Annotated in this window: 23 protein-coding genes; 5 read left to right on the top strand and 18 right to left on the bottom strand. The window is 70.4% G+C overall.

The window, feature by feature from the left end; genetic code table 11:
- Positions 1–83 precede the first annotated feature (83 nt).
- Together TTY48_RS04145 and TTY48_RS04140 are read left to right on the top strand one after the other, a co-directional pair.
- Positions 84–1,508 (top strand): carboxylesterase/lipase family protein, encoded by a 1,425-nt coding sequence (locus TTY48_RS04145; protein ID WP_220656299.1) that lies wholly within the window; start codon positions 84–86, stop codon positions 1,506–1,508.
- A 139-nt stretch (positions 1,509–1,647) separates the two neighbouring features.
- Positions 1,648–2,265, top strand: a complete 618-nt coding sequence (locus TTY48_RS04140) for an LGFP repeat-containing protein (protein ID WP_220656298.1) — start codon at positions 1,648–1,650, stop codon at positions 2,263–2,265.
- Here the strand turns inward: TTY48_RS04140 and TTY48_RS04135 are convergent.
- From TTY48_RS04135 to TTY48_RS04125, 3 genes are read right to left on the bottom strand one after another with little or no spacing between them, the layout of a single operon-like run.
- Positions 2,252–3,457, bottom strand: a complete 1,206-nt coding sequence (locus TTY48_RS04135) for a low temperature requirement protein A (RefSeq protein WP_255585493.1) — start codon at positions 3,455–3,457, stop codon at positions 2,252–2,254. The two genes, TTY48_RS04140 and TTY48_RS04135, sit on opposite strands and share 14 nt — an antisense overlap.
- Positions 3,458–5,107, bottom strand: a complete 1,650-nt coding sequence (locus TTY48_RS04130) for an acyl-CoA dehydrogenase family protein (protein ID WP_220656297.1) — start codon at positions 5,105–5,107, stop codon at positions 3,458–3,460.
- 21 nt (positions 5,108–5,128) lie between these two features.
- Positions 5,129–5,740, bottom strand: coding sequence for a TetR/AcrR family transcriptional regulator (locus TTY48_RS04125; RefSeq protein WP_220656296.1), 612 nt, complete (start codon positions 5,738–5,740; stop codon positions 5,129–5,131).
- 125 nt (positions 5,741–5,865) lie between these two features.
- Between TTY48_RS04125 and TTY48_RS04120 the strand changes: the two genes are divergently transcribed.
- On the top strand, positions 5,866–7,299 hold the full coding sequence (locus tag TTY48_RS04120) for a M1 family metallopeptidase (protein ID WP_220656295.1): 1,434 nt from the start codon (positions 5,866–5,868) through the stop codon (positions 7,297–7,299).
- Positions 7,300–7,345: 46 nt separating this feature from the next.
- On the opposite strand, the gene TTY48_RS04115 is transcribed toward TTY48_RS04120, so the two are convergent.
- A complete protein-coding gene (locus TTY48_RS04115; RefSeq protein ID WP_220656294.1) occupies positions 7,346–9,109 on the bottom strand; it encodes an amidohydrolase family protein in 1,764 nt (587 codons plus the stop codon).
- 93 nt (positions 9,110–9,202) lie between these two features.
- Positions 9,203–9,754 carry an NADPH-dependent FMN reductase gene (locus TTY48_RS04110; RefSeq protein ID WP_220656293.1) on the bottom strand — a complete coding sequence of 184 codons (552 nt, stop codon included), beginning with the start codon at positions 9,752–9,754 and terminating at the stop codon, positions 9,203–9,205.
- Between the two features lie 123 nt (positions 9,755–9,877).
- On the opposite strand from TTY48_RS04110, the gene TTY48_RS04105 reads away from it, so the two are divergent.
- Both TTY48_RS04105 and TTY48_RS04100 read left to right on the top strand, forming a co-directional pair.
- Positions 9,878–10,453, top strand: coding sequence for a helix-turn-helix transcriptional regulator (locus tag TTY48_RS04105; protein ID WP_220656292.1), 576 nt, complete (start codon positions 9,878–9,880; stop codon positions 10,451–10,453).
- Positions 10,454–10,784: 331 nt separating this feature from the next.
- Positions 10,785–11,381 carry a nucleoside deaminase gene (locus TTY48_RS04100; protein WP_220656291.1) on the top strand — a complete coding sequence of 199 codons (597 nt, stop codon included), beginning with the start codon at positions 10,785–10,787 and terminating at the stop codon, positions 11,379–11,381.
- A 39-nt stretch (positions 11,382–11,420) separates the two neighbouring features.
- On the opposite strand, the gene TTY48_RS04095 is transcribed toward TTY48_RS04100, so the two are convergent.
- From TTY48_RS04095 to TTY48_RS04035, 13 genes are all read right to left on the bottom strand, one after another.
- Positions 11,421–11,825: a hypothetical protein gene (locus TTY48_RS04095; protein WP_220656290.1), complete on the bottom strand. Its 405-nt coding sequence runs from the start codon at positions 11,823–11,825 to the stop codon at positions 11,421–11,423.
- Positions 11,826–11,868: 43 nt separating this feature from the next.
- Positions 11,869–12,096: a hypothetical protein gene (locus tag TTY48_RS04090; RefSeq protein WP_220656289.1), complete on the bottom strand. Its 228-nt coding sequence runs from the start codon at positions 12,094–12,096 to the stop codon at positions 11,869–11,871.
- Between the two features lie 16 nt (positions 12,097–12,112).
- Positions 12,113–13,918, bottom strand: coding sequence for an acetyl/propionyl/methylcrotonyl-CoA carboxylase subunit alpha (locus tag TTY48_RS04085; RefSeq protein WP_220656288.1), 1,806 nt, complete (start codon positions 13,916–13,918; stop codon positions 12,113–12,115).
- A 131-nt stretch (positions 13,919–14,049) separates the two neighbouring features.
- Complete coding sequence (locus tag TTY48_RS04080) at positions 14,050–15,492, bottom strand: condensation domain-containing protein (protein ID WP_220656287.1); 1,443 nt, start codon at positions 15,490–15,492, stop codon at positions 14,050–14,052.
- 9 nt (positions 15,493–15,501) lie between these two features.
- Complete coding sequence (locus TTY48_RS04075) at positions 15,502–15,918, bottom strand: SufE family protein (RefSeq protein WP_220656286.1); 417 nt, start codon at positions 15,916–15,918, stop codon at positions 15,502–15,504.
- Positions 15,915–16,808 carry a sulfurtransferase gene (locus tag TTY48_RS04070; RefSeq protein WP_220656285.1) on the bottom strand — a complete coding sequence of 298 codons (894 nt, stop codon included), beginning with the start codon at positions 16,806–16,808 and terminating at the stop codon, positions 15,915–15,917. The genes TTY48_RS04075 and TTY48_RS04070 overlap by 4 nt, the downstream gene beginning before the upstream one ends.
- Positions 16,809–16,845: 37 nt before the next feature.
- On the bottom strand, positions 16,846–18,141 hold the full coding sequence (locus tag TTY48_RS04065; RefSeq protein WP_220656284.1) for a hypothetical protein: 1,296 nt from the start codon (positions 18,139–18,141) through the stop codon (positions 16,846–16,848).
- Positions 18,138–19,397 carry an acyltransferase gene (locus TTY48_RS04060; protein WP_220656283.1) on the bottom strand — a complete coding sequence of 420 codons (1,260 nt, stop codon included), beginning with the start codon at positions 19,395–19,397 and terminating at the stop codon, positions 18,138–18,140. The genes TTY48_RS04065 and TTY48_RS04060 overlap by 4 nt, the downstream gene beginning before the upstream one ends.
- Before the next feature lies 1 nt (position 19,398).
- Entirely contained in the window at positions 19,399–20,787 is a 1,389-nt protein-coding gene (locus TTY48_RS04055) for a glycosyltransferase (RefSeq protein WP_220656282.1), read from the bottom strand.
- On the bottom strand, positions 20,784–21,479 hold the full coding sequence (locus TTY48_RS04050) for a VC0807 family protein (protein WP_220656281.1): 696 nt from the start codon (positions 21,477–21,479) through the stop codon (positions 20,784–20,786). Before TTY48_RS04050 ends, TTY48_RS04055 begins: the two co-directional genes overlap by 4 nt.
- Positions 21,476–22,765, bottom strand: a complete 1,290-nt coding sequence (locus tag TTY48_RS04045; RefSeq protein WP_220656280.1) for an acyltransferase — start codon at positions 22,763–22,765, stop codon at positions 21,476–21,478. The genes TTY48_RS04050 and TTY48_RS04045 overlap by 4 nt, the downstream gene beginning before the upstream one ends.
- A gap of 22 nt (positions 22,766–22,787) precedes the next feature.
- Positions 22,788–24,059, bottom strand: coding sequence for a hypothetical protein (locus tag TTY48_RS04040; RefSeq protein ID WP_220656279.1), 1,272 nt, complete (start codon positions 24,057–24,059; stop codon positions 22,788–22,790).
- A gap of 291 nt (positions 24,060–24,350) precedes the next feature.
- Complete coding sequence (locus tag TTY48_RS04035; protein ID WP_220658440.1) at positions 24,351–24,995, bottom strand: nucleoside triphosphate pyrophosphatase; 645 nt, start codon at positions 24,993–24,995, stop codon at positions 24,351–24,353.
- Positions 24,996–25,001: the final 6 nt, after the last annotated feature.

Here is a 25,001-nt window from a genome sequence, read left to right as displayed (position 1 = left end):
CCGCAACTGGTGATTGAATCGCAAACGACAGAGTCCGAACGGGTCGACCCGTACTACGGGCGGCCCTCGTGAAGGTGGTGGAGATGGGCGAGCCCAAGGTCGAGTGTCCGGCCGGCGAGATCAGCGGTGCAGTGGTGGGAGGTGTCGCGCGGTACCTCGGGATCCCGTACGCGAAGCCTCCGGTGGGTGAGCGCCGGTTCGCCCTGCCCGAGCCCGTGGATCGGCTGCCGGGCGTCTTCGAGGCCACCGCGTTCGGGCCGACGCCGCCCGCGTCGATGGAGCTGCCCGCGCCGTACACCTATCCGGTGATCGAGGGTGACGACTGGCTCACGCTCAACGTGTGGACCCCGCCGGACGCGCAGCCCGGCGCGAACCTTCCCGTGTACGTGTGGTTCTACGGCGGCTCGTTCGCGATGGGCAGCACGGCGCAGTCCCTGTTCGACGGCACCACCTTCGCGCGGGACGGCGTGGTGTACGTCTCGGCCAACTACCGCGTGGGCCTGGAGGGCTTCACCCATCTGCCCGACGCACCGGACAATCGCGGCCTGCACGATCAGATCGCGGCACTGCAGTGGGTGCAGGCCAACATCGAGTCCTTCGGCGGCGATCCCAAGCACGTCACGATCGGTGGCGAGTCCGCGGGCTCGATGAGCGTGTCCACCCTGGCCACCACGAAGTACGCGGGAAGCCTGTTCCATCAGGTGATCTGCGAATCGGGTATCGGTGTGGCGGCGCCCGTGGAAACCGCCAAGCAGGCGGCGGAGCCGCTCAAGCCGGCCCTGGGCCTGCACCTGACCGCGGCGGCGCTGCGCGATAAGGACCCGCGTGAGCAGGCGGCGGCGGTGGCGAAGGTGATGCGCAAGCTGAGCCCGCACAACGTCCTGACCCTGTTCCCGCCGGTGGTCGACAACGATCTGGTGCCGGTCAATCCCGTGAGCCGGCTCAACCGCGGGCCGGTGCCGGTGCGCATGCTGATCGGCAACAACCAGAAGGAGTCCGACTTCTGGCGCGTCTTCGGCGAGTTCGTCCCGGGGGAGCACACCCTCAAGACGCTCGATGTGCTGCTGCGGCCGCTCGGGGTCACCGAGCCCGTGGTCACCGCCTACAAGAAGGTGTACGGGGGCACGCTCACGGCGGGCGAGATCTTCCTCGAGCTGCTGTCCGACGGTGCCTTCGGCGGACCCACGTACGCGGCGCAGACCGGCCAGGCCGAGAACTGCTACGCCTACTACTTCACCTGGCCGTCGAGCATCCACACCAAGACGCCGATGCACACGCTCGACCTGGGCTTCGCCTTCGACAACATTGCCGATCCCGGTTTCACGATGTACGCGGGCGATGCTGCGCCGCAGGCGTTGGCCGACGACATCCACGGCCGGTGGCTGCAGTTCATCAAGACCGGTGTCCCCGGTGACGACTGGAAGCCCTTCGGGTCGGAGGACGATGTGCACGTCTTCGGCCCGCCGGCGGCCCGCAACACCGAGGCGCTCAAGGCGTGGTCGTACTGATCGCCTGAGCGTCACCCGGATCGAACCGGCCCGAGGGCGTGTCGGTGGTGCGCGTCACCGCCGACACGCCCTCTCTTATTGTTGCCTGTGTGACTCATGTGATTCATGATGAATGTGAGGTTGAAACTAAGGAGTAGGCATGACTACGCACGCCACGCATCTCAGCCAGCGCCGCACCGCCCTGCGGGTCGCCGTCGCTGCCGCCGCCCTCGCCGTGGGGATCAGCGGCACCGTGACCGCCGTCGCCAAGGCGGATCAGCAGGTGGGCCGCTTCCTGGTGAAGGGCCAGATCGAGGTCTCCTACTTCGCGACCGGCGGCTGGGCCCGCTGGGGTGTGCCCCTGATCGCCGAGTCGAACGCCGCCCGCGGCGGCAAGTTCCAGACCTTCAAGGAGAACACCTCCTTCTACTGGCACCCGAGCGTCGACGGCGGCAATGCTCACCAGATCGGCGGCGCCATCCGCGCCAAGTGGGGCGAGAACCGCTGGGAGAACGGCCCGCTCGGCTACCCGATCACCGACGAGATCCAGGCACGCGGCCCGTTCAACAGCGTGAGCGGCGCCATGAACGCCTTCCAGGGCGGCGTCATCTACTGGTCGCCGACGAGCGGCACCTGGCCGGTGTGGGGCGAGATCCTGGTGAAGTGGAGCGCCGACAAGCGCGAGTCCGGCAAGTACGGCTACCCCACGGGGCCGGAGATCCGCACGGGCAACAGCTTCTCGCAGACCTTCCAGCGCGGTGTGATCACCTGGCCGTGACGCCGTCCGGCTCCACCCGGCGGGCGTGCCAGCCCGCGGCGGCCACGAAACCGATGAGCAGGGCGAGCATGATGCCCGCCGCCAGCACGAGCGGGACCTTCGTGAGCACCACGACCACGGCGAGCACCGCGGTGATGCTCAGGCCCACGTAGACGATCACGCGCTCGGTGCCGTCGATGCCGCCGGTGAGGTACACGAACAGCGTGAGACCGACGAGGTAGAGCAGCGGGCCACCCACGATCGCCGTCCCGGTGGCGAGCCGGGTGGCCTCACCGGGGTGCGCCATCATCAGTTCGGTGCCCACCGCCGTCACCAGGATCGCGCCCACGATCAGCGCGTGCGAGTAGGCGTAGCCGTGCAGGCCCATCCGGGTCATCTCGGACGAGCCGCGCATCCGGTCCAGCGCCTGCGCGGAGTGCCGGGCGAAGTACAGCCACCACAGCGCGCCGCAGGTCACGAAGCCGATCACGAGGGTGCCGAGCGTGCCCCATCCGGGCTCCAGATCGGCGTAGGTGCGTCCGGCGGAGAGCACCGCCTCGCCCAGCGCGACGATCACGATCAGCCGGCACCGTTCGGCCAGGTGCCCCGGTGCCACGGGCCAGGATTCGAGCGGTACCGCGCCGCGGCCGGGAAGCCGGAACCGGAAGATCGGCCCCGCCAGTTCGATCGCGATCGCGCCGCCCCACAGGGCCAGGCGGGCACCGTCGTGCTGGAAGGCCCCCGCGATCCACAGCGCTCCGGCGACGATCGACCAGACCGCCAGGCTGTGGAAGTACCTGCCCTCGGGCCGGTTCCGCAGCGCCACCACCATGTAGGCGGGCCGCAGCACCTGCATCGCCGTGATGGCGATGGCGAACTCCAGCCCGCGGGATTCGAAGGCCTCGGGGATCGCCGACGCCATGATCAGCGTGAGCAGCATGAGCGTGAGGAACAGGCCGCGTACCGGGAGCGCCCGCGGATTGAGCCAGACCGCGGTCCAGGTGGTGTAGTTCCACGCCCACCAGGCGGCGGCGAACATCACCGTGGCCTGCAGCGCGCCGATCCCGGTGAGGTTCTCCACCAGGAACTTGGCGAGCTGGATGGCGACGAAGACGTACACCAGGTCGTAGAACAGCTCCGTGGAGCTGACCTCGGGATCGTCCTTCTCGCGCCGCAGTGATCCCGTCACCGCCGCCAGGTGTTTGCTGCCCACTCAGCCGATCTTAGGGGTGACACGGTCGATCAGCGTGCCGATGTCCAGGCCCCGCGGCAGGGTGCCGAAGACGCCGCCCCAGTCCGCGGCGAGGCGGGTCGCGCAGAAGGCGTCGGCGGCGGCCTGTTCGCCGCGGGTCACCAGCAGGGCGCCCTGGATCGCCAGCGCCGCGGCCTCCACCACGCGTCGTGCGCGGAATTCGAGCTGATCGACGTCGGAGAGTTCCGCCTTGAGCCGGGCCACCGCCGCGTCGAGCCGCTCGTCCGCGCCCGCCGCACCGTCGAGGAAGCCGAACAGCGCGGCCACGCTGGCGGGCTGGCGCGCAGCGGCCCGCAGCACGTCGAGCGCGGCCACGTTGCCCGAGCCCTCCCAGATCGAGAGCAGCGGCGCCTCGCGGTAGAGCCGCGGCATGCCCGACTCCTCCACGTAGCCGTTGCCGCCGAAGCACTCGATGGCCTCGGCCGCGTGGATCGGCCCGCGCTTGCACACGTGGAACTTGCTGACGGCCAGGGCGATCCGCCGCAGATCGGCGGCCGACGAGCCGTCGGGCATGGTGGCACCCGCCTGGGCGAGGTCGGTGAGCTCGGCCAGCCACATCGAGACGGTGGTGGCGGCCTCGGCCTCGGTGGCCAAGTCGGCCAGCACGTTCCGCATGAGCGGCTGGTCGATCAGTGCCGCCCCGAAGGCCTGACGGTGCGCGGCGTGGTGCGCCGCCTGCTGGGTGCCGATCCGCATGAGGGCTGCCGATCCGATGGTGCAGTCGAGGCGGGTCATGTTCACCATCTCCACGATGGTGCGCACGCCCGCGCCCTCCTCGCCCACGAGATGGCCCACGGCACCGTCGTATTCGATCTCCGAGCTGGCGTTGCTGTGATTGCCCAGCTTGTCCTTGAGGCGCTGCAGGTGGAACTGGTTGCGCGTGCCGTCGGGCAGGATGCGGGGAACGAGAACGCAACTCAGGCCGCCCGGCGCCTGTGCGAGGGTGAGGAACATGTCCGACATCGGGGCGGAGGTGAACCACTTGTGGCCGGTCAGCAGGTACGTGCCGTCGGGCTGCGGGACCGCCCGGGTGGTGCCCGAGCGCACATCCGAGCCGCCCTGCTTCTCGGTCATCGACATGCCGGCGGTGAGGCCGGGCTTGGTGGAGGGCACGCGCAGCACCGGATCGTAGACGCGGGTGCTGAGCAGCGGCTCGTACTGCGCGGCGAGCTCGGGGGCGTGCCGGAGGGCGGGAACGGCGGCGTAGGTCATCGAGATCGGGCAGGTGTGTCCCGCGTCCACCGCGGTCCACACGGAGAACTTCGCGGCACGCGTGAGATGGGCGTGCGGCGAGTCGGACGCCCACGGCGCGGCGTGCAGGCCCTGATCGATCGCGGCACTCATCAGCTGGTGATAGGCGGGATCGTACGTCACCTCGTCGACCCGGTTGCCGAACCGATCGTGCGTCTTCAGCACGGGCGGATGGGCATTGGCCAGCTCGCCCCACTCGATCGCCTCGGCGCTGCCCGCGCGCCGCCCGGTCGCGTGGATCTCCTCCAGCGAATCAGTGGCTCCGGCGGACCGCACCGCGTCCAGCAGCGGCGGGTACTGCGCGGCGTCGTAATCGACGAGCGGGGTGGCCTGATTGAAGACGTCGTGGGTGGCGGGCATGGGAATCATCTCCTGGAGCGGTTATTCGGGGGTGGCGCCGACGGCGCGAAGACAGAAGGCGATCGCCTCGTCGATGGTGTTCTCGGGCGGCTCCGCGGCGGCGCCGGGGGACAGGGGGCGCACCAGGGTCTCGGCGATGGCGCCGACGATCGCGGCGCCGGTGACGCGCGCGTCCTGGGCGGGGAAGTGGCCGGAGGCGACCCCGGCCGAGATCCGCTCGGCGGCCAGCGCGGCGTGCCCGTCCCGGTAGCTGCGGCGCAGCTCCTCGATGACGGTGCCGGCCGGTTCCAGCAGCAGGGCCCAGGCCAGGACGGGGGCGCGCAGCGCGCGCGTCCCGAAGCCGTGGACCTGGGCGATCACGGCCTCGCGCGGATCGTTGGGCTCTCGCAGATCAGCTGCGGTGCGCTGCAATTCGCGTTCGGCGAAGACGGCGAAGACCTCGGCGTGCACACCGTCGATGCCGTCGAAGTGGCTGTACACCGAGCCCACGCCCACGCCGGCGGCCTGTGCGATGGCGCCCACCTTGGCATGGCCGAAGCCGCCCTCGGCCACCAGGCGGCAGGCCGCATCCACGATGTCGGCGCGGCGCTGCGCGAGCCGCGAGGCCACGCGCTCCGTCTGCCGGTAGGCCATCGATCCTCCAAGTTTCGAATTCGGATTCAGAGTATCGCGTGGCGCGGGTCACACACAAGAGTCCGGTGGCGAGTTGAGACCGATCCGTGACCGAGTAGGGGCGGTTGCTTCCTACCGTCGGCGACATGTGGATGGACAGGACGAAGAAGGCGGGGCTCGCTGCGGCGGGTCTCATCACGGTCATCGCCGCGACGGCGGGATGTTCGGGGGCTCGATCGGATACGCCGGAACCGGGCGCTCGATCCGCGGGCGACCCCCTGGTCTCCTACCTCGGCAACGGTGGATACGACGTGGCCTCCTACGAGGTCGGCTATGACTTCCGGCCGGGCGAGACGACGATGGCATCGTCGGTCACGATCAAGGCCACCTCGCTCCAGGCGCTCTCGGAGTTCTCGCTCGACTCCGCAGGCCAGAAGATCACGCGAGTGACGGTCGACGGGGTGCAGGCCGGACACCGTAGCGAGTCCGAGAAGCTGATCATCAGCCCCGCCGCGCCGGTCGCCAAGGGGACCGAATTCCGCGTCGCGATCGATTTCGTCGCCGATCGACAGGCGAGGCCGCAGAGCCCGGCGGGCGACACCGTGTCGAACCTGAAACAGTGGATCAACTTCCCCGACGGCTTCGCACTGTTCGGCCAGCCCGACCGGGCGCATCTGTTCTTCCCGATGAACGACACCCTGCAGGACAAGGCGCGGATGACCTTCAAGATCAGCGCTCCCGCCGATCTGCAGGTGGCCGCCAATGGTCGCCGCACGGAGCGCGTGGAGAAGGACGGCCGGGCCACGTCGACCTTCACCACGCGTGATGAGATCTCGACGCAATTCGTCCAAGCCACCGTCGGCCGGTACGACGAGTTCACCGGGAGCACCGCCACCGGGATGCCGCTACGAAGCCTGATCGACACGAAGGTCGGCGCCCGCGCTCGGCCGTCGGTCGACCTGGCGGGCGACCAGGTGGCGTGGATGGAGAAGGAGACCGGTACCGCGTACCCGTTCGAAGTCTTCGGACTGCTGGGGGTGGACGCCGCCAGCGCGAACGGGGCGGCGCTGGAAACGGCGACGATCCCGATCTACAGCGCCGAAGGCCTCACCGACCCGAGTCGAACCCCGTTGGTGCACGAACTGGCGCACCAGTGGTTCGGCGCAGCCGTGACGCCGAAGACCTGGTTCGACAACTGGATCAGCGAGGCGAACGCATCCTTCTACCAGTACAAGTACTTCGATGCGGTGGGCACGAAGAAGTTCCAGGACAGCATCGCCAACGCCTATGCGCAGGACGCCGAACTCCGTTCCGACGGCGGCCCGGCGGCCAAGCCGAAGGACGTCTTCGCCGCGATAGGGCAGTCCTACGGCGGTGGGATCATCATGCTGTACGGGCTCGAGAAGAAGGTCGGCGCGGAGAAGTTCAAGCAGATCCAGAAGACCTTCTTCGAGAAGTACCGGTACAAGTCGGCATCCACCCGCGACTACATCGATACCGCGAACGCGGTCTCGGGCGAGGACCTCACCGGGTACATCGAGTCGTGGTTGTACTCGCCGACCGCGCCGCCGATGCCCTAGACGCGGGCCGGTGGACGTGGGTCGGCGCGCGGGACCGGTGGGTGGATTACCGCGCGCCGGCCCGGAGGTAGTGACCGGTCTGCTGGTCACGACCGTAGCCCGGGACGAACTCGCCGAGCCGGAACACCACGCGGCCACCGATCGCGGTGGCGACCACCGTCGCGTCGTTGCGGTTGACCATGCGCGAGAGACCGTCGAAGAACGGAGCGGCCGCCTCGTTGTAGGCGTCCACGGCATCGTCGAGCTTCGCCGGATCGATGATCACGAAATCGGCTCGGTCTCCCTCGCGCAGGTGGCCGGCATCGAGGCCGAACCAGCCGGCGAGCTCGCCGGTGAGGCGGTGCACGGCGCGCCCCAGCGGCAGTACCGTGGCACCCCGCTGTTCCGCATCGCGCATCCGCTTGAGGAAGCGCAGCGGGAAGTTGTAGAAGGCCATGTTGCGCAGGTGCGCACCGGCATCGGAGAAGCCGAGCTGGAAGTTCGGGTCCTTCGCCATCTCGTCGAGCACCGCGGGGCGGTGATTGCCCACGGTGGTGGTCCACCGGACGTTCTTCTCGCCGTTCTCCACGAGCACGTCCAGGAAGGCGTCCAACGGGGCGATGCCGCGCTCGTCGGCGATCTGTGCGAAGTTCTTGCCGATCAGTGACGCATCCGGACAGTCCACGATGACCGCATCGCGGAAGTCCTTGTGCCACAAGCCGGGCTTGTGCTTCTTGAGCGCGAACTCGCGGCGGAACCGGCGCCGGTACTCGGTATCGGCCATCAGCTCGTTGCGGTCGAGTTGATCGCGGATGTGCAACGCCGCGGTGCCCGCGCCGAACTCCTCGAAGACCGGCAGATCGATGCCGTCGGAGTACAGGGTGAAGGGGAGCGGCAGATGCTGGAACTTGATCTTCGAGCGGAAGATCCGGTTGCCGAGCGCCGCGCCCAGGCTGAGCACGCGGTGGGCGCCCTTGGCGGACTTGGAATCCGCCGCGACCAGCAGGCTGACCGGCACGGTGCGGCGGCGGGAGAACAGCCGGTTACCGGAGGCCAGGAAGAACATCACCACGGTGAGCGGGTTGTTGATGTTCGGTGCGCTCTGCAGGATGCGGCCGCGCTCGCGCAGCACGTTGATCAGGCGCCAGCGCTCGTGCCACCAGGCATAGGTCGAGGGCAGGGCGCGGGAGCGGTAGCGGTCACCGTCGAGCTTGTCGATCGGCGCGTCCATCCCGGACATGCCGAGCATCCCGGCGTCGAGCGCCCGGTCGAGCATCTGCGCCATCCGGTCCAGTTCGGCGCGGCTGGGCAGCGACCTGTTCTCGGTGGCGCGACCCAGGCCCATGACGGCGGTCCTCAGGTCCGAATGTCCCACGAAGGAGGCGATGTTCGGGCCCAGGGGCAGGGAATCGAGGCGCTTGATGTAGCCCTCGGGATCGGTCCAATCTCGGAAGTCCTCGAGCGCGGCGATCACGTGCTTGCGGGGCACGGCCTCCACGCGGCTGAACAGATCGGCGGCGTCCTCGGAGGTGGCGTACACCGTGGACATCGAGCAACAGCCGAGCACCACGGTGGTCACGCCGTGCCGGACCGATTCGTCGAGGCCGGGGTTGAGCAGCACCTCGGCGTCGTAGTGGGTGTGGATGTCCACGAAGCCGGGCATCACCCACCTGCCGGCGGCGTCGATCACCTCGGGGCACCCGGCCTCGTCGAGCGGTTCGGCGGAGACCGAGGCCACCCGGCCGTCGCGGATGCCGAGGTGCGCGCGCCGGGGCTCGGCGCCCGTGCCGTCGAACCAGAGCCCGTCACGGACGATGAGATCGAAGCTCATGAGGCCCCCTTGTCGCCGATACGATTAGCAGTGTAATCGATCGGCGGGGTGCGCGTCGGGCCTCGGGATCGGCGCCGAGGCCCGACGACGCTGCTAACCCAGGTTGCGCGCGGTGGCGGCGGTCAGCTCGTCGAGCACGCCCTGCAGCTCGGCCTGGCGGCGATCCAGCGGTGCGAAGTTGCCCTCGCCGTCGAAATCGGTGAACAGGCCCAGGCTCACCTGCGAGCGGGCATCGACCATGGAGAAGTTGGCGGTGATCTGGCGCCAGTGCTCCACCGCACGCACGCCGCCGTCGGCGCCGTAGGCCACGAAGGCCACGGTCTTGCCGGCCCACTCGGGTCCGATGGAGTCGAAGGCGTTCTTGAAGGCGCCGGGCACCGAGTGGTTGTACTCGGGGGTGACGAAGATGAATCCGTCCTGCGCGTCGACGGCCTGGCCCCAGGCGGTCACGGCCGCGTTGTCGTACTGACGGTTCGCGGCACCCGGCACGGTGGCGGAGGTGAGCAGCGGGACGTCGTACTCCTTGAGGTCGAGGACGGTGACCTCGACGCCCTCGCGTGCGCCGGCTGCGGCGGCGACCCACTGCCCGATCTGCTCGGCCTTGCGTCCGTCGCGGATGGAGCCCTCGATGACACCGATCTTCATGGGAAGTCCTTTCGTGTGCTCAGCCCGGCCGGTCCGGGCGACTCCACCACGGTAGCGTAACGGACCGCGGTCCGCTAGGCGAGGTTCCGGCAAACCCGATTGCCGAGTCGGCACAATGGAGATATGACCGAAGCGACCGATCCGGTACTGGCCCAGGTGGGTCCGCGATTGCGCGCCATCCGCCAGGAGCGCGATATCACCCTCACCGCCGTCGCCGAGGCCACCGGGATCTCGGTGAGCACCCTGTCCCGGCTGGAGGGCGGCTCCCGCAAGCCCACCCTGGAACTGTTGCTCCCGCTCGCGCGGACCTACGGACTGCCGCTCGACGAGCTCGTCGACGCCCCCGAGACCGGCGATCCGCGCGTGCGGCTCAAGCCCGTCCGGCACGGTGACCGCACGATCGTCCCGCTCACCCGCCGGGCCGGCGGACTGCGCACGTTCAAAGAGGTGATCCGGCCGCAGCCGGGCACGCGGACCCACACCCAGGTATCGCATCCGGGCTATCACTGGGTGTACGTGCTCGACGGGAACCTGCGCCTGATCCTCGGCGAGAAGGACATGATCATCAAGCCCGGCGAGGTGATCGAATTCGACACCCGGCTACCGCACTGGTTCGGCAGCGCCGACGACAAACCCGTTGAGTACCTGGGTATCTACGGGCCGCAGGGCGAGCGCGCCCATCACGTCTGGGGGGAATGACGGCGCGCTTGCAGCCGTTCGTCCGAGATAACCGTGTCTCGGTCGCAGTTTCGTCTCAGCACTGCCGAGCCGGTCATGTTCGGGCACAATCAGATCAAGGAGCCCGCGACTGCATCGTCGCAGCGCGTCCAACCGGTTCAGCCGACCGGGCGGAGCGGGTGACTGGCCGTGCGCCCAGCGCTGTGCGCGACGGAATCACTACCGATGTCGATGTTCTCGGGACCACGGAAGTGCGCATCAGCGATCGCGCTCCCCGCGCTCGAGTGTTCGTGCTCGCGCGTTCGTGCCCGCGCGAGGGACTTCGTCCCGGAACCACCTGCAAGGAGGCCCCATGACGCTTTCGCGACGCAGCCTGTTCCCCGCCGCCCTCACGGTCACCGTCGCCTCGGCATTCGCAGCGACCAACCCCGGCGCCGTCTTCGCGGCTCCCTCGTCACCGCGGGTTCGCGACGCATCGGCACTGTCGGGTGCAGATCGTGCGTACCACGAAGGTTTCATGCGCCAGGCGGTCGCCGAAGGCCGGAAGAACGCCAGCTATCCCTTCGGCGCGGTCATCGTCGATCGACGCACCGATGCGGTGGTGGCGCGCGGGGCCAACTCGTCGAAGACGAACCCGATCCTGCACGGCGAAATAGTTGCGATCAACGACTACGCCGATCGAGGGCTGAGCGGGTGGGCCGACACGACCCTGTACACCACGGGAGAGCCCTGCTCCATGTGTATGAGCGCCATGGCGTGGTGCGGCATTCGGACCATCGTGTGGGCCACCTCGATCGCAGGCATCCGAGCGGCAGGCATCTCGCAGATCGACCTGGACGCGGTCGATGTCGCGAGTCGATCCGCCGAACTCAATCCGCGTGGTTTCGATCTCATCTCGGGAGTCCTCCGAGAGGAGACGGATGTCATGTTCCTCCAACGGAAACGGTGAATCGAGCACCGACGCCGCCCCGAACGGGCCGCGAGTCGCTCAGTCGTTGCTGAGGCCGGTGGCCTTGCGGAGGTGACTGACGCCGGGGAGCTTGTTGACGCCCTTCTGGACGTCGGTGAGCTTGTTCGTGACCTCGACCAGGGGCGGGAGCACCGCGTCGAGGGTGTTCAGCGCGGGATCGGCCACCGCGGTCATCCGCTCGACCCGGTCGATCACGTTGTTCGCGCGCTCGATCATGTCGGCCATCGCGAGCATCATCTTCGGCAGCTCGGAGATCAGCTCGATGGTGTCGGGCGGGACGGTGCTGAGCTTGCCCACGCTGTTGACCGTGCGGCCGGTGTTGTCCATCGCGCGGGTGGCCGCGGAGCGCACCGAATCCACCAGACCGGTCATCGAGTCCGAGATGGACGGGGGAACCTTCTCGGGTTCCTTCTTCTTCGCCATGCACAGATCATCGCTCGGCGCGGGGCCGGGCGGGGCGATTTCGCTAGAGCGAGGCGCCGAATCGCGTCACCGCATCGCGCGCGGTGCGCAGGCCCTCGGAATCGGGGCCGTCGACGGTGACCTCGCCCGACGGGTGCAGCGTGACCTCGCCGATCGAATCACCGGTGGTGTTCACGCGGACGGCCCAGGCGTAGGCCTCATCGGCCAGCCAGGCGTCGGGGCGCAGTTCCGTGAGGTACCACGCCCCGACGTTGAGGCCTATCGGATCCACGATCCGGTTCTTCCAGCTACTCCGCGGACTTCAGCTCGAGGAGCACGGTGCCCTGCGTGACGGCGGTGCCCGGCTCGACCGACAGGCCGGTCACGACACCGTCCTTGTGCGCGGCCACCGGGTTCTCCATCTTCATGGCCTCCAGGACCACGACCAGCTCGCCGGCCTTGACCTCCTGGCCCTCCTCGACGGCCACCTTGACGACCGTGCCCTGCATCGGAGCGGTCACCGAGTCACCGGTCGCGGCCACGCCGGCGCTCCGGTCACGGGTGCGCGGCTTCGGCTTGCGGCGGATCACACCGGCGCCACCGGCGTTGCCGCCGCCGCCCAGCGACAGCTCGCCCGGGAGCGAGACCTCGACGCGGCGGCCGTCGACCACCACGACCACGTTCTGGCGGGGGAGCGAGTCGTCCTCCTCGATGGCCTGGCCACCGGCGTAGGGCTCGATCGGGTTCTCCCAATCGGTCTCGATCCACTTGGTGTAGATGTCGAACTTCTCGCCGTCTCCGATGAAGGCGGGGTTGGAGACGATGTGGCGGTGGAACGGGATGACCGTCGCGAGGCCATCGACCTCGAACTCGGCCAGCGCGCGCCGCGAGCGCTCCAGCGCCTCCTGGCGGGTCGCGCCGGTCACGATGAGCTTGGCCAGCATCGAGTCGAACTGGCCGCCGATCACATCGCCCTGATCCACGCCGGAGTCGACGCGCACGCCGGGGCCGGTGGGCTCGCGGTACACGGTGATGGGGCCGGGGGCGGGCAGGAAGCCGCGACCGGCGTCCTCGCCGTTGATCCGGAACTCGAAGCTGTGACCGCGCGGAGTGGGATCCTCCGTGATAGTCAGCTCCTTGCCCTCGGCGATGCGGAACTGCTGGCGCACCAGGTCGATACCCGCGGTCTCCTCGGTGACCGGGTGCTCCACCTGCAGGCGCGTGTTCACCTCGAGGAAGCTGACCAGGCCATCGGCGGCCACGAGGAACTCCACGGTGCCGGCACCGTAGTAGCCCGCCTCGCGGCAGATGTCCTTGGCGGACTGGTGGATGCGGGCGCGCTGCTCGTCGGTGAGGAAGGGTGCGGGCGCCTCCTCGACCAGCTTCTGGAAGCGGCGCTGCAGCGAGCAGTCGCGGGTGCCCGCGACCACCACGTTGCCGTGCTGATCGGCGATGACCTGCGCCTCGACGTGGCGGGCCTTGTCCAGGTAGCGCTCCACGAAGCACTCGCCGCGACCGAAGGCCGCCACGGCCTCACGGGTGGCCGACTCGAACAGCTCGGGGATCTCCTCGATGGTGTACGCGACCTTCATGCCGCGGCCACCGCCGCCGAACGCCGCCTTGATGGCGACGGGCACGCCGTACTCCTTGGCGAAGGCGACGACCTCGTCGGCGTCCTTGACCGGGTCCTTGGTACCGGGGGCCATCGGCGCGTTGGCGCGCTCGGCGATGTGCCGCGCGGTCACCTTGTCGCCCAGGTCACGGATCGACGACGGCGACGGGCCGATCCAGGTGAGGCCCGCGTCGATCACGGCCTGCGCGAAGTCGGCGTTCTCCGACAGGAAGCCGTAGCCGGGGTGGATCGCATCGGCACCGGACTTCGCGGCGGCGTCCAGGATCTTGTCGAAGACCAGGTACGACTCGGCGGAGGTCTGGCCGCCCAGCGCGAAGGCCTCGTCGGCCAGGCGCACGAACTTGGCGTCGGCGTCGGGCTCGGCGTAGACGGCGACGCTGGTCAGGCCGGCATCTCGCGCGGCCCGGATCACGCGAACCGCGATCTCGCCGCGGTTGGCGATGAGCACCTTCTCGATCTTCTTATCGGCGTGCGCTGCCACTCAATCTCCTCGTTCCAGGCTGCGCGAGGGTGCGCGCGCAGCCGTCTGTGTACACCCGTTGTCGGGCCAGGCTCCAGACGGAGTCTATGCCTCACCCGCTGTGGCGCACGCGACAGTCCCCCGCGAATGGGTTACCCGCGAGTAACCGTTGCGTCGCCGATCTCGGTCAACATCGACCGTAGCGCGCCGAGGTACAGCGTCATGCTGCGGCGCGCGGTGTCGAAGCCCGGGAACCGCGCCGCCACGTGCAGTCCGGTGGGCGTGCGCAGCATCCACAGATAGACGTCCTCCAGCGAGTAATCGCGCGAGCGGAGCGCACCCGCGCCACCCGCGTCGTTGACCGCCGAACCGGGCGCCGAGCGGGTGTCCATGAACGAGACCACGAACCTCGGCGGGGGCGCGGAGCCCAGCACCTCGCCAATCCGCAGGTAGGGCAGGGTGCTGCCGACCTTCGAGTGCCGCCACTGCTCCTGCGAGCGCTGCGCCAGCTCGCCGAAAGTACGGGTCCCCGTGGTGTCCAGCCGGAAGGGGGCGATGCCCACGAACCAGCCGAGCGCCGCGATCCACTGCTCCGCGTCGCGGGTGTGCCGGGTGACCGCGCACCGGAACACCGGGCCGAAGCCCAGATCGGTGTTGATCTTCGCCATGCACGCGAGCACGCCGGTCACCAGCGTGGCGCCCGCCTCGGAACACACGCGGGTGAAGTTGTTGGCCCGCTCGTCGTCGAGCAGATGGAAGTTCAGGGCGTTCTGCGGCATCCGCGGCACCCCGTCGGGGTCGAGGCTGAGCGCGGCGAGCGTCTCGTCCGCCAGCACCTTGGCGCTCGGCGGCAGCAGCGGCATGGGGAACGGCTCGGGCTGGAAGGAGGTCTCGGTGAGGTACTCCTCCCACATCACCGCCGCCGGATGATCGGCGGTGGCACGGTCGGCGGACTGCCGGTCGGTATCGGAGTAGTTCACGTAGCTGCCGGCGGGGATCAGCCGCGGCTCGTCGCCGTGCACCGCCTCGCGGTACAGCTCGCGCAGCTCGTACGGGCTCAGGATCAGCGAGTAGCCGTCCAGCAGCGAATGATCGGCGGCGAAGAACAGCGTGAACGAGTCCTCCCGCGCCACCGTCGAGAACATGTACGCGGGCCAGGTGAGCGGCGCCGTGGCCCTATCGAACTCACCCAGCAACTGCTCGGCCAGGGGCTCGGTGCTGCTGTAGGTGCCCACCGTCTGGACCTTGAGATCCACGGTGTCCGGCAGCGCGCTGCGCCGCCGCGGAACGCCGTCCTCCAGGAAGACGTGGGTGCGCAGCACCTCGTGCCGGTCGATCCAGGCCCGCAGCGCGGTGCGCAGGCCGGGGATGGACAGCGGCTCGTCGAACTCTATCCCCAGGCCCAGCCAGGACTCGCGACCGCCGTCGATGTGCCGGCGCTGCAGGATCGACAGCGCGCCGCGCAGGTGCGCCTCGTGCACGTGCGAGGTGGCGCGCGGGTCGTCGCGCCACCGGGAGGCCGGGCCGGTGGTGGGGATCCAGTTGCGCAATTCGCCGGGGCGAAGCGGATACGTGGCCAGCTCGGTGAACTGCATGGCGGCTCGCTACGCCGCGAGGCGACGCTTGATCCGGGACAGCATGGCAGACATACCGCGCAGCCGTAGCGGACTGACCACGGAGTCCAACCCCAGCGCGTGGTGGAAATCGTCGGGGACGGCGGCGATGGCCGCCGCCGACTGGCCGTCCAGACCCTGCGCCAGGATCGACGCGAAACCGCGGGTGGTGGGCGCCTCCGGCGGCGCGCTGAAGTACAGCCGCACCGCGCCCGGATCGGACGCGTCGACGTCCAGGAACAGCGGCGATTGGCACTCGGGCACCGGCTCCATGGCCGCCGCGGTCAGGTGCTCCGGCAGGTCGGGCAGCTCGCGGGAGAACTCGAGCAGCAGTTCTAGCCGGTCCTGCTCGCCCAGACCGGCGAAGTCGTCGACGATCTCCGCGAGCGGCGCGGGCAGGCTGCTCACGCGCTCGGGACGGGGCCCGGCTCTTCGCCGCGCGCGATCGGCGCACGCACGGTGTTGCCCCACTCCGTCCAGGAGCCGTCGTAGTTCTTCACATCCGCGAAGCCCAGCAGATGCGTGAGGACGAACCAGGTGTGGCTCGACCGCTCGCCGATCCGGCAGTAGGCCGTGACGGGCGCCTGCGGATCGAGATCCGCGTAGACCTCGGTCAGTTCGGCGTGCGGCAGGAACCGGCCGTCCGACCGCGCGGCCTTGGCCCACGGGATCGACACCGCGGTCGGGATGTGCCCGCCGCGCAGGGCGCCCTCCTCCGGGTAATCGGGCATGTGGGTGCGCTCGCCGGTGTACTCCTGCGGCGAGCGCACATCGACCAGGGCGCGGGTACCGAGATCGGCGCGCACCTCGTCGGCGAAGGCGCGGATCGCGGCGTCGTCGCGCTCGACCACGGGGTAGTCGCTGCGCGGATAGTCCGGGCGGTCCAGCGAGACATCGCGGCCGTCGCTGATCCACAGATCACGGCCACCGTCGAGCAAGCGCACGTCCGGATGGCCGAACAGGGTGAACACCCACAGCGCGTAGGCGGCCCACCAGTTCGACTTGTCGCCGTAGATCACCACGGTGTCGTCGCGGCTGATGCCCTTGGCGCGCATCAGTTCCGCGAACGCCGCGCCGTCGATGTAGTCGCGCGTGACGGCGTCGTTGAGGTGCAGGTGCCAGTCCACCTTCTGCGCGGTCGGGATGTGCCCGATGTCGTAGAGCAGCACGTCCTCATCGGACTCGATCACCTTCAGGCCCGGCACACCGAGGTGCCCGCTCAGCCAATCGGCGGTGACGAGGCGTTCGGGGTGCGCGTAGTCCTGCAGCTCGGGGCTGGGATCGGTCTCGATGGCCACGCGGCAAGCCTAGCGGTCGCGCGGGACCGGTGTCGGCTCAGACGGGGGAGCGGTGCACCAATTTCGCCACCGCATCGTCGACGACCCCGGGCAGATCCTCCGCCGTCGCCAGGTTGGTCGCGGCGAACACGGACATCTCGTCGTCGGTTCCGGTCCAGCCCACGTACAAGTACGGCGGACGCGGTCCCGTCTCCCGCCCCGGCAGATCGGACCAGGCCAGGCGGAACCAGGCGCGGTCCGCGGGCGTGCCGTCCGGCGAGCGCACGGGGGCGGGCAGCGCCCCCACCCCGGCGCACGTGGTCACCGGGCGCGCGGGGTCCGGTGGCGCGTCGATCAGTGCGGCGAGCGTGCGGCGCGGCAGCAGCGTGATCAGCGGGCCGAAGACGTCGAACCGGCCTCCGTCCCCGAGCCCGGCCAGCAACCGCTTCACGGTGCCGCGCAGCGCGGCGATGCCCTCGGGGCCCGCGGCGGGGTCCACGGTGAGCTCGGCGTCGACGATCGCGTTGCCCCGCAGGTCCCCGTCGGTGCGCCGGTTCACGGACAGGCCGAGGACGGCGGCGCCGTCGGCGGGTTGTACCCAGCCGAGCGTCGAGGCGATCGCCGCGGTGACCCCGAACAGCAGGGTGGTCTCGGTGCCGCCCAGCGCCTCGGCCCGCTCGGTGAGCAGGGCGCGGTCCAGGTGGGCGACCGTCCACCGATCGGGCCCGACGGGGTGCGGTTTCGCGGTGCCCGTGGGCGCCAGCCGTCCCTTCGCCAGCCGGGACGCGGCCGCGGCGGCCCGGATCGCGGCCGGGATCTGCCGGGCGGTCAGGGCGGCATCGCGGGGGATGGACCGCCACAGCGGCGGAGCCTCCCGCGGGTAGGGGAGCTCGCGGGCGGCGCCCAGTGCGGCCTCGGCGGCGGCGGTGGCGGCGCCGACACCGTCGGCGAGGACGTGCGAGACCACCAGCGTCACAGCGGATCCGCCGTCGGTCAGCGGGAGGACTCCGAGGTGCCAGCCGGGGCCGGACCACGGGTCGATGGGTACCGCGGCGCGCCGGTCCACCCAGGCGTCGATCTCCTCCCGCGGACGGGGCTGCGCGGCCACGGAGATCTGCGCCGCCGCGGTGCTGGCAACCCAGCGGTCCCGCCCGAAGGGCAGGGGCGATGCCGTCACCCGGCGGCCCAGCAGGCCGCGGGTGAGGGACCGGCGGAACTCCTCCAGGCCTTCGAGGTTCACGCCGTGGTCGTACACCCAGACGATCTGGATCAGGGAATTGCGGCCGGTGGCGCGGGTTCCCGCTGCAGCGCCCTGATCGACGAAGGCGAGCAGATCGGCGGAATCGTCGGTCATGCGGCGGCTCCGACGGGTGCGGTGAGTGCGGCCTCGATGCGGGTGCGGATGCGCTGCACCGCCTCCGGGCTCAGGGTGCCCGGGGCGTAGCGCAGCTCGATCGAGAGGCGGCCACCGAAGGTGAGGGCGTGGTAGTGCAATCCGACGAGCGGGGCGAGCGCCTCGGGCGGTGCGCTGTGTACGAGCGCACGCACCCGGTCGATATCGACCTCGGAGCTGGTGTGGAAGTCGAGCACCGTGACCTCCTCGGGTGCGGCGGGCGCGGGGATCGCGCCGATGTTGCTCAGCCGCACGGGCGCCCCGCCCGTCACCTGCACGCCGGCCGCGCCGGTGAGGGCGGCGACCACGGTGCCGTCGGCGAGATCGGACTTGAGCCGGTCCAGCACGATCCGGCCGATCTCCTCCGGGGCGGCATCTCCGCGCACCGCGACCGGTGCGGTCGAGGAGCCGGCGAAGTTGGTGACCGCGGCGGCCTCGACGGGCGGATCGCAGCGCCCGCGCAGGTCCACCGGGCTGAAGACGGCCATGCTCACGGCCTCGTCGGTGGGACGGTCGAGTTCGGCGCGTTCGGCGGTCACGATGAGTCCGGCGAGCAGGCCGTGCACGCTGACCCCGGCCGCCTTGGCGCGCTGCCGCACCGCGGCGGTGGCGGCCTCGTCGATCCGGATCCGCTCGAACCCGAATATCCCGTCGTCCACCGCCGCGGGGGTGGGCACGACGCCGGCCGACTCGACGGCCACAGCGGTGAACTGCCCGGGTGCGCCCGAGGTGCCCAACCGGTCCGCGAGATCGAGGGGGCCGGCCGGAAGATCAGTCACCGGGCCCGCGTACGCGGCGGGATCGGTGTACAGCTGCCACAGGCGCAGATTCAGGAACAGCGCGTGCGCACCGTCGGCCACGGCGTGGTTCACCCCGAGGGTCACCCGGTGCAGGTCGCCGTCGGAGACCAGTTGCACGGCGGCGAGCGCCTCGTCGGGCTGCACGCCGAGCGCCACATCACCCGCGGCGAACGGGCGCTGTTCGACGATCACCGGGGCGCTCGCCTCGTCGAGCGGTACATCGGGTGTCACGAGGTCGAAACCGAAGGCCGTGGCCTCGATCCGGCCGGTCAGCTCGGGGTACTCGCGGCGCAGGGCCGCGTACGCCGCGGCCAGCCGATCGGCGTCGATCGGCCCGCGGGCGATGAAGCTGCCGCTGGAGGTGGTGTTGGTGACGACGTACGGCACCTCCAGCGGAGTCAGTGCACGACGGGACATCTCACACCTCCATGGCTTCCAGCGGCAGCGCCGCCGGGGCGGCGAAATCGACGGTGGCGGGGGCGGAGATGGTGTCCACCAGCCGGCCCGTCACATCGACCCCGTCGTCCTCGGCGATGGACTCGATGATCAGCGCGGCCCGGCGGGCGGGGATGTCGCCCAGGTCGATCAGCGACGAGGTGCGCTGCGCGCGCCGCCGGGTCGCGGGATCGAGCAGCTTGTCGAAGGCCGCGTGCAGGCGCTCCGGGGTCATGCTGCGCATCGGCAGGCACGCGCCCACGCCCAGATCGGTGACCCGCGCGCCCCAGAAGGGCTGATCGGCGAGCACCGGGCAGATCAGCGTGGGCAGTCCCGCGCGCAGCGATGCCGCGGTGGTGCCGGCGCCGCCGTGATGCACGGCGGCGGCGCAGTGCGGCAACACCTCCGAGTGAACGACCTCGTCGACCACGCGGATGTGATCGCCGAGATCGGCGCCCTGGAGATCGCTCCACCCGGCCACGATGAGTCCGCGGCGGCCGCGTTCCTTGCACACCTGCGCGAAGATGCGGGCCTTCTCATCGGGGTCGGCGATGCGCATGCTGCCGAAGCCCCAGTAGATCGGTGCGTCGCCCTCCTTGATCCAGCGCATCAGGTCGGCGTCGGTGCGGGTCTGCTTGCCCTCGCGCAACCACGCGTCCGACGGGACCTCCAGGAAGCCGAGCATCGGCCGGGTGCGGCTGAACTCGGGCACCAGATCGGGCGTGAGGGCGGGATCGTAGAGCTGCAGGTCCACGATCTCGTTCGCGTCCCGGTTCTTCGCGCGACGCGACCGGTACGGCGCCTCGCCGATCGACATGCGGTGGAAGTTCACCGCGTGCCGCACGTGCGTCCAGGTGAAGGAATCGCCCAGGGCCCAGGTGGCGCGCTTGACCATCCGCGGCGACCGCGAGAGCACATCGCTGGTGAGACCGGCGGGCGTGTACTGGGTCATCGGGTACACGCTGTTGGTGGTGCCCGGGAAGAACCGGTAGCTGATGATCGAGGCGCCGGTGCGGCGGGTGACGGGCAGCGCGAAATCCACGGCGTCCGAGTGGGTGAGCACCACATCGGCGTCTCGGCACACGGTCTCGATCTCGTGCGAGATGGTGGCGATGTTGCGCACCAGGAAGCGGCCGTAGGCACGCATCCGCTCCACCGGCCGGTGGATCACCTCGCGGTAGTCGTCGTCGTAGTCGGGCACGATCTCGTTGAGCCGGTGCCCTTCCAGGCCCGCGGAGCGGATCAGCTTCACCAGCGGATCGCCCATGGCGGCGATCGTCACATCGTGTCCGCGATTCTTCAGGGCAAGCCCGATCGCGATCGTCGGCTGGACATCGCCTCGGCTGCCCATGGCGAGGATGCACACCTTCATGATCGGTTCGTCCTTTCGACGTTCTTCGGTGACGGGGTCAGGGGACGGTCGGGGGTTGCCAGCGCAGCCCGGACGGGGCGGAGCAGCAACAGGGTGATCGGCGCGATCGGCACGGCCACCAGCAGGGGGATCAGCTGACAGGCGACCACCGCGTAGTCGATCGGCAGGGCCAGCGCCGCGGTGACCGAGGCGCCGGTGCTGACGGCCACGGCCACCAGCCACAGCGGATCGATGGCGGAGACGGCCCGGACAGTGGTGGGGGACACCCGCACCCGGCGGTTCCAGGCCTGGGCGCGCTCGGCGTCGCCGCGGACGGTGAGCCGCATGATCAGGGTGGCCACCGCGCGGCGGCGCAGCACCAGCCCGGCGACGATCGCCACGAACATCAGCCCGCCGATGCTGGTCTCCACCAGCAGGATCACCCGCGGGCTGCCGGAGACGGCGGCGGCGATGATCGAGCAGGTGAGCAGCGAGAGGGTGAAGATCTCCAGCGGATCGGTGGCGCGACGGCGGAAGGTGCGCACCAGGATCCGGGTGGCGACCAGCGCGGTGCCGGTGACGAGGGCCACCAGCTGGCCCGCGCCCACCAGGTAGCGGAGCGTGAAGTACACACCGAGCTGGATGGCGACATCCACCAGCAGCGCCACCGGCGGGGCCGGCGGCGATTCGGTGTCGGCGAGGGGCACGCTCATGCGGCCGTCCCGAGTTCCAGTAGCGCGTGCGCGCCGGCCTCGATGCGGCGCAGGATCCGGGTCCGGGCCTCGTCGCCGAGAGTGCCGGGCAGCACCCGCATCTCGATCGAGAGCCGGTCGCCGAAGGTGGAGATCAGGTACGACGAGCCGATCGGGACCGGCGCGGCACCGTCGCCCTGCCAGGTGGCGGCGTGCTCGCGGATGCCTGCCGCGCTGCGCACGATCTGCGAGTGGAAGTCGAGCACCTCCAGGGCGGCGGGCACGGGGAGGGCGGGGAATTCGCCGAGGTTGCTGATCAGCACCGGCGGGCCGTGGCGGCGGGTGGCCAGGTCGGGCATCGGGCTCACGGCGGTGCGCAGCACGGTGCCGTCACGGACGTCCGAGCGGATGGTGTCCGCCACGATGCGGGCGATCGCCTCCACCGCATCGTCGCGCACGGCCACGTAGGAGAACCCGCACAGGGCGGTCACCGAGCGCAGCGGGATGGGCGGCTCGATGCGGCCGCGGAAATCGACCGGCGTGAGCAGGGCCAGGGCCGAATCGTCCTCGGATTCGGCCAGTTCCGCACGGGCGATGAGACCGCTCACCAGGGCGTGGATGGAGAAGCCGTGGGCCCGCGCGGCGGCGGCGAGGGCGGCGGTGGCGGCGGCGTCGAACCGCACGCGGTGCGCATCGTCGGCGTCCGGAGCGTCGGGAGCCTCGTCCGCCGGGGCCGGGACCGCGCCGTGCCAGCGGGTGCCCGCGAGACGCTCCTCGTAGTCGAGCTCGCCGGGCATGTGACCGCGCGCCGCCATCACCAGATGCGGCTCGGCCGGGAAATCGCGGGCGGGCCGCACGATCGGCGTCGCCCCGCTGGCGAACGCCGTGTACAGCTCGAACAGCCGCACCGAGATCGCGACGATGCCGGAACCGTCGGTGGCGGCGTGGCTGGCCCACAGGGTGAGCCGGTACCGCTCGCCGAGGCCGGTCAGGGTGAGCGCCGACAGCTGCTCACTGCCGACGAACCACGGCGGCGTCTGGTCGTAGCCGGACCACGGGGCGGAGACGTCCTGGAACCCGATGGCGGCGGCCACGGCCGCATCGCCCGGCGCGAAATGCGGCTTGCCGCCGAGGGTCACGATCCGCGCCGACAGCACGGGGTACTCCTCCAGAAGCGCGCCGTACGCGGCGCGCAGCGCGGTGGTGTCCACGGCGCCCCGCAGCTCGAACGAGGTGCCGATCACCTCGCGGGAGGTGGGCCGCACGAAGGAGGCCTCCGAGAAGGTGAGTGCGCGGTAGGTCTGCATGACGTCTCCTGGTTCGATCCGGTCAGGCCGCGGGGGCGAGGCGGGCGGCGGCGTGGACGAGGGCGGCGATCCGGTCGGCGACCGCGGACCGCGCGGCGGGGGAGGCGGTGCCGCCCAGCGTGATCGCCTCGATGCCCAGGCGGCCCTGGAAGGTGGAGGCCTGGAAGATCGTGGCCGAGGGCGATGGTCGCCGTTGCCCGGCGGGGCCGTGCAGTCCGGCGGAATCCATCGACATGAGCGGGCGCAGGTGCTCGGCCTCCACGGTGTCGGGAAGGTCCAGGGCGAGGGCGCCGAGGTTGCTGAGCACCACGGGCGGCTCCGCGGGGCCGGGGGGAGCGGGTGCGGCGAGCACGGCCAGGCTGCGTCCCGCGGCGACATCGGCGCGCACGGTGTCGGCGATCGCGGCGCCCACGGCGATCGGATCGGCGAGGGCGGTCAGCTCGGGCGCGGCGAAGGACGCCCCGACGAAGTTGGTGACCGCGGTGGCCGCTAGCGCCGGCTGGATCCGGCGTCGCATATCGGCCAGGGTCATCGCGCCGATCCGGATCGACTCCGCCGGATCGGCGTCGAGGAATCCGACCCGCTCGGCACACAGCAGCACACCGGAGAGCAGTGCGTTCATGCCCACGCCGCTGGCCGCGGCCGCGAAACCGGCGGTCACGTCCTCGGAGAAGCGGAGCGAGGCCACCTCGGGCAGGCGCGGCGCGGCCGGCGCACCGTCGGCGTCCAGCGTGGGAGCCGCGCCGTACCAGCGGATGCCGTCGAGCCGCTCGCGTCCGGTATCGGCGACGGTGGCGACCTCACGCAGGATCTCCTGCGCCGAGGACGGGAACTCCTGCGGGCGGGCCGCATCGAGGCCGCCGGTGCGGACCAGGGCGGTGTAGTGCGCGAACAGTTGCGAGAACAGGGTGAACAGGTAGGTGCCGTCGCCCAGCGCGTGGTTGATCGCGAGCGAGACCCGGTGCCGGTCGCCCGCGGTCACCACGTGCAGCCGGCCCAGGGCCACCCCCGGGTCGACCAGCGGCGGCACCGCGATCTCCGGGAGGGTGTCCACCCGGTCCACCGTGAGCGCCGCACCGGTCGCCTCCGCGGGCACGACGAAGGCGAAGTCCGCGCCGTCGGCGACCACGGCGGCGTCGAGGGCGGGGTGAGTGCCGCGCAGCGCGGTGAGCGCATCGCTGAGGGCGGCCAGATCCAGATCGCCGCGCAGCGTGAGCTCGAAGGCGACCGTGGTCGGGTACGGGCCCACGAAACCGCGCTCGGAGAGTGCGAGCGGGCGAAGCGTTGCGTTCATGCGCGGTTCCTACCTGTGGGCGGTTACCTGGTTCGCCATGAACGCTAAAGGCCTGTCCATTCCCTTCGCGAGCCGAAGGAGTGGTGTCGATCGTCACTGTGTTGCACCCTTGACCGGGGTTGCGTTAACCGGCGCGCGTGCTGGGTTCGGTGAAACTTCGCTGACTGAACGGTGTTTTGTTACTCGCGAGTTGCCATGGGTTCCGAGCTGGGGAAACGTTCCGCTTCCGTGGAGTTAACGCAATGCTTACGCGCAGAACACGCCGAGAATGTGACGTCGGACACCCGCAGCTCAGGTTGTGCGCGGCGATCCCGCCCACAGCGAGACCACATCGCCGCCGAGATCGCAGAGCAGGCTTCGCATCAATGGCAATGAAATGCCGATCACCGAACTCGGGTCGCCGTCGATCCCGTCGATGAACCAGCCGCCGAGGCCGTCCAGAGTGAAGGCGCCCGCCACCTCCAGGGGCTCGCCGGTCGCGACGTAGGCGTCGATCTCGGCGTCCGACGGTGCGCCGAAGCGCAGCACCGTATCGCCCGTCCCGACGGCCTCGTGGGCGAGCGCACCGTCGACCAGGAGCAGCGCGCAGTGCCCGGTGAGCAACCGCCCGGAGCGGCCCCGCATCGCGTGCCAGCGCTCCCGCGCGACCGCGGGCGTGTGCGGCTTACCGACCAGGGCGCCGTCGATGGAGAGCATCGAGTCGCAGCCGATCACCACCGAGGTGCGCCCGCGCTGCGAGGGCTCGCCGACGAGACGGGCGGCCACGTCGTGCGCCTTGGCGCGGGCCAGCGCGGTGACCGCATCCTCGTGCGGCACAGTGCTTCCGAGGTCGGCGAGGATCGCGTCCTCGTCGACCTGCGAGACGATCACCGTGGGCTCGACCCCGGCGGCGCGGAGCACACCGAGCCGCGCCGGCGACGCCGACGCGAGGACCAGCCCGAC

It is taken from the genome of Tsukamurella sp. TY48 (assembly GCF_019656655.1).
Classification (GTDB): Bacteria; Actinomycetota; Actinomycetes; order Mycobacteriales; family Mycobacteriaceae; genus Tsukamurella; species Tsukamurella strandjordii.
The sequence above is the reverse complement of the archived record's forward strand: the minus strand, read 5'-3'. Positions and strand labels throughout refer to the sequence as shown.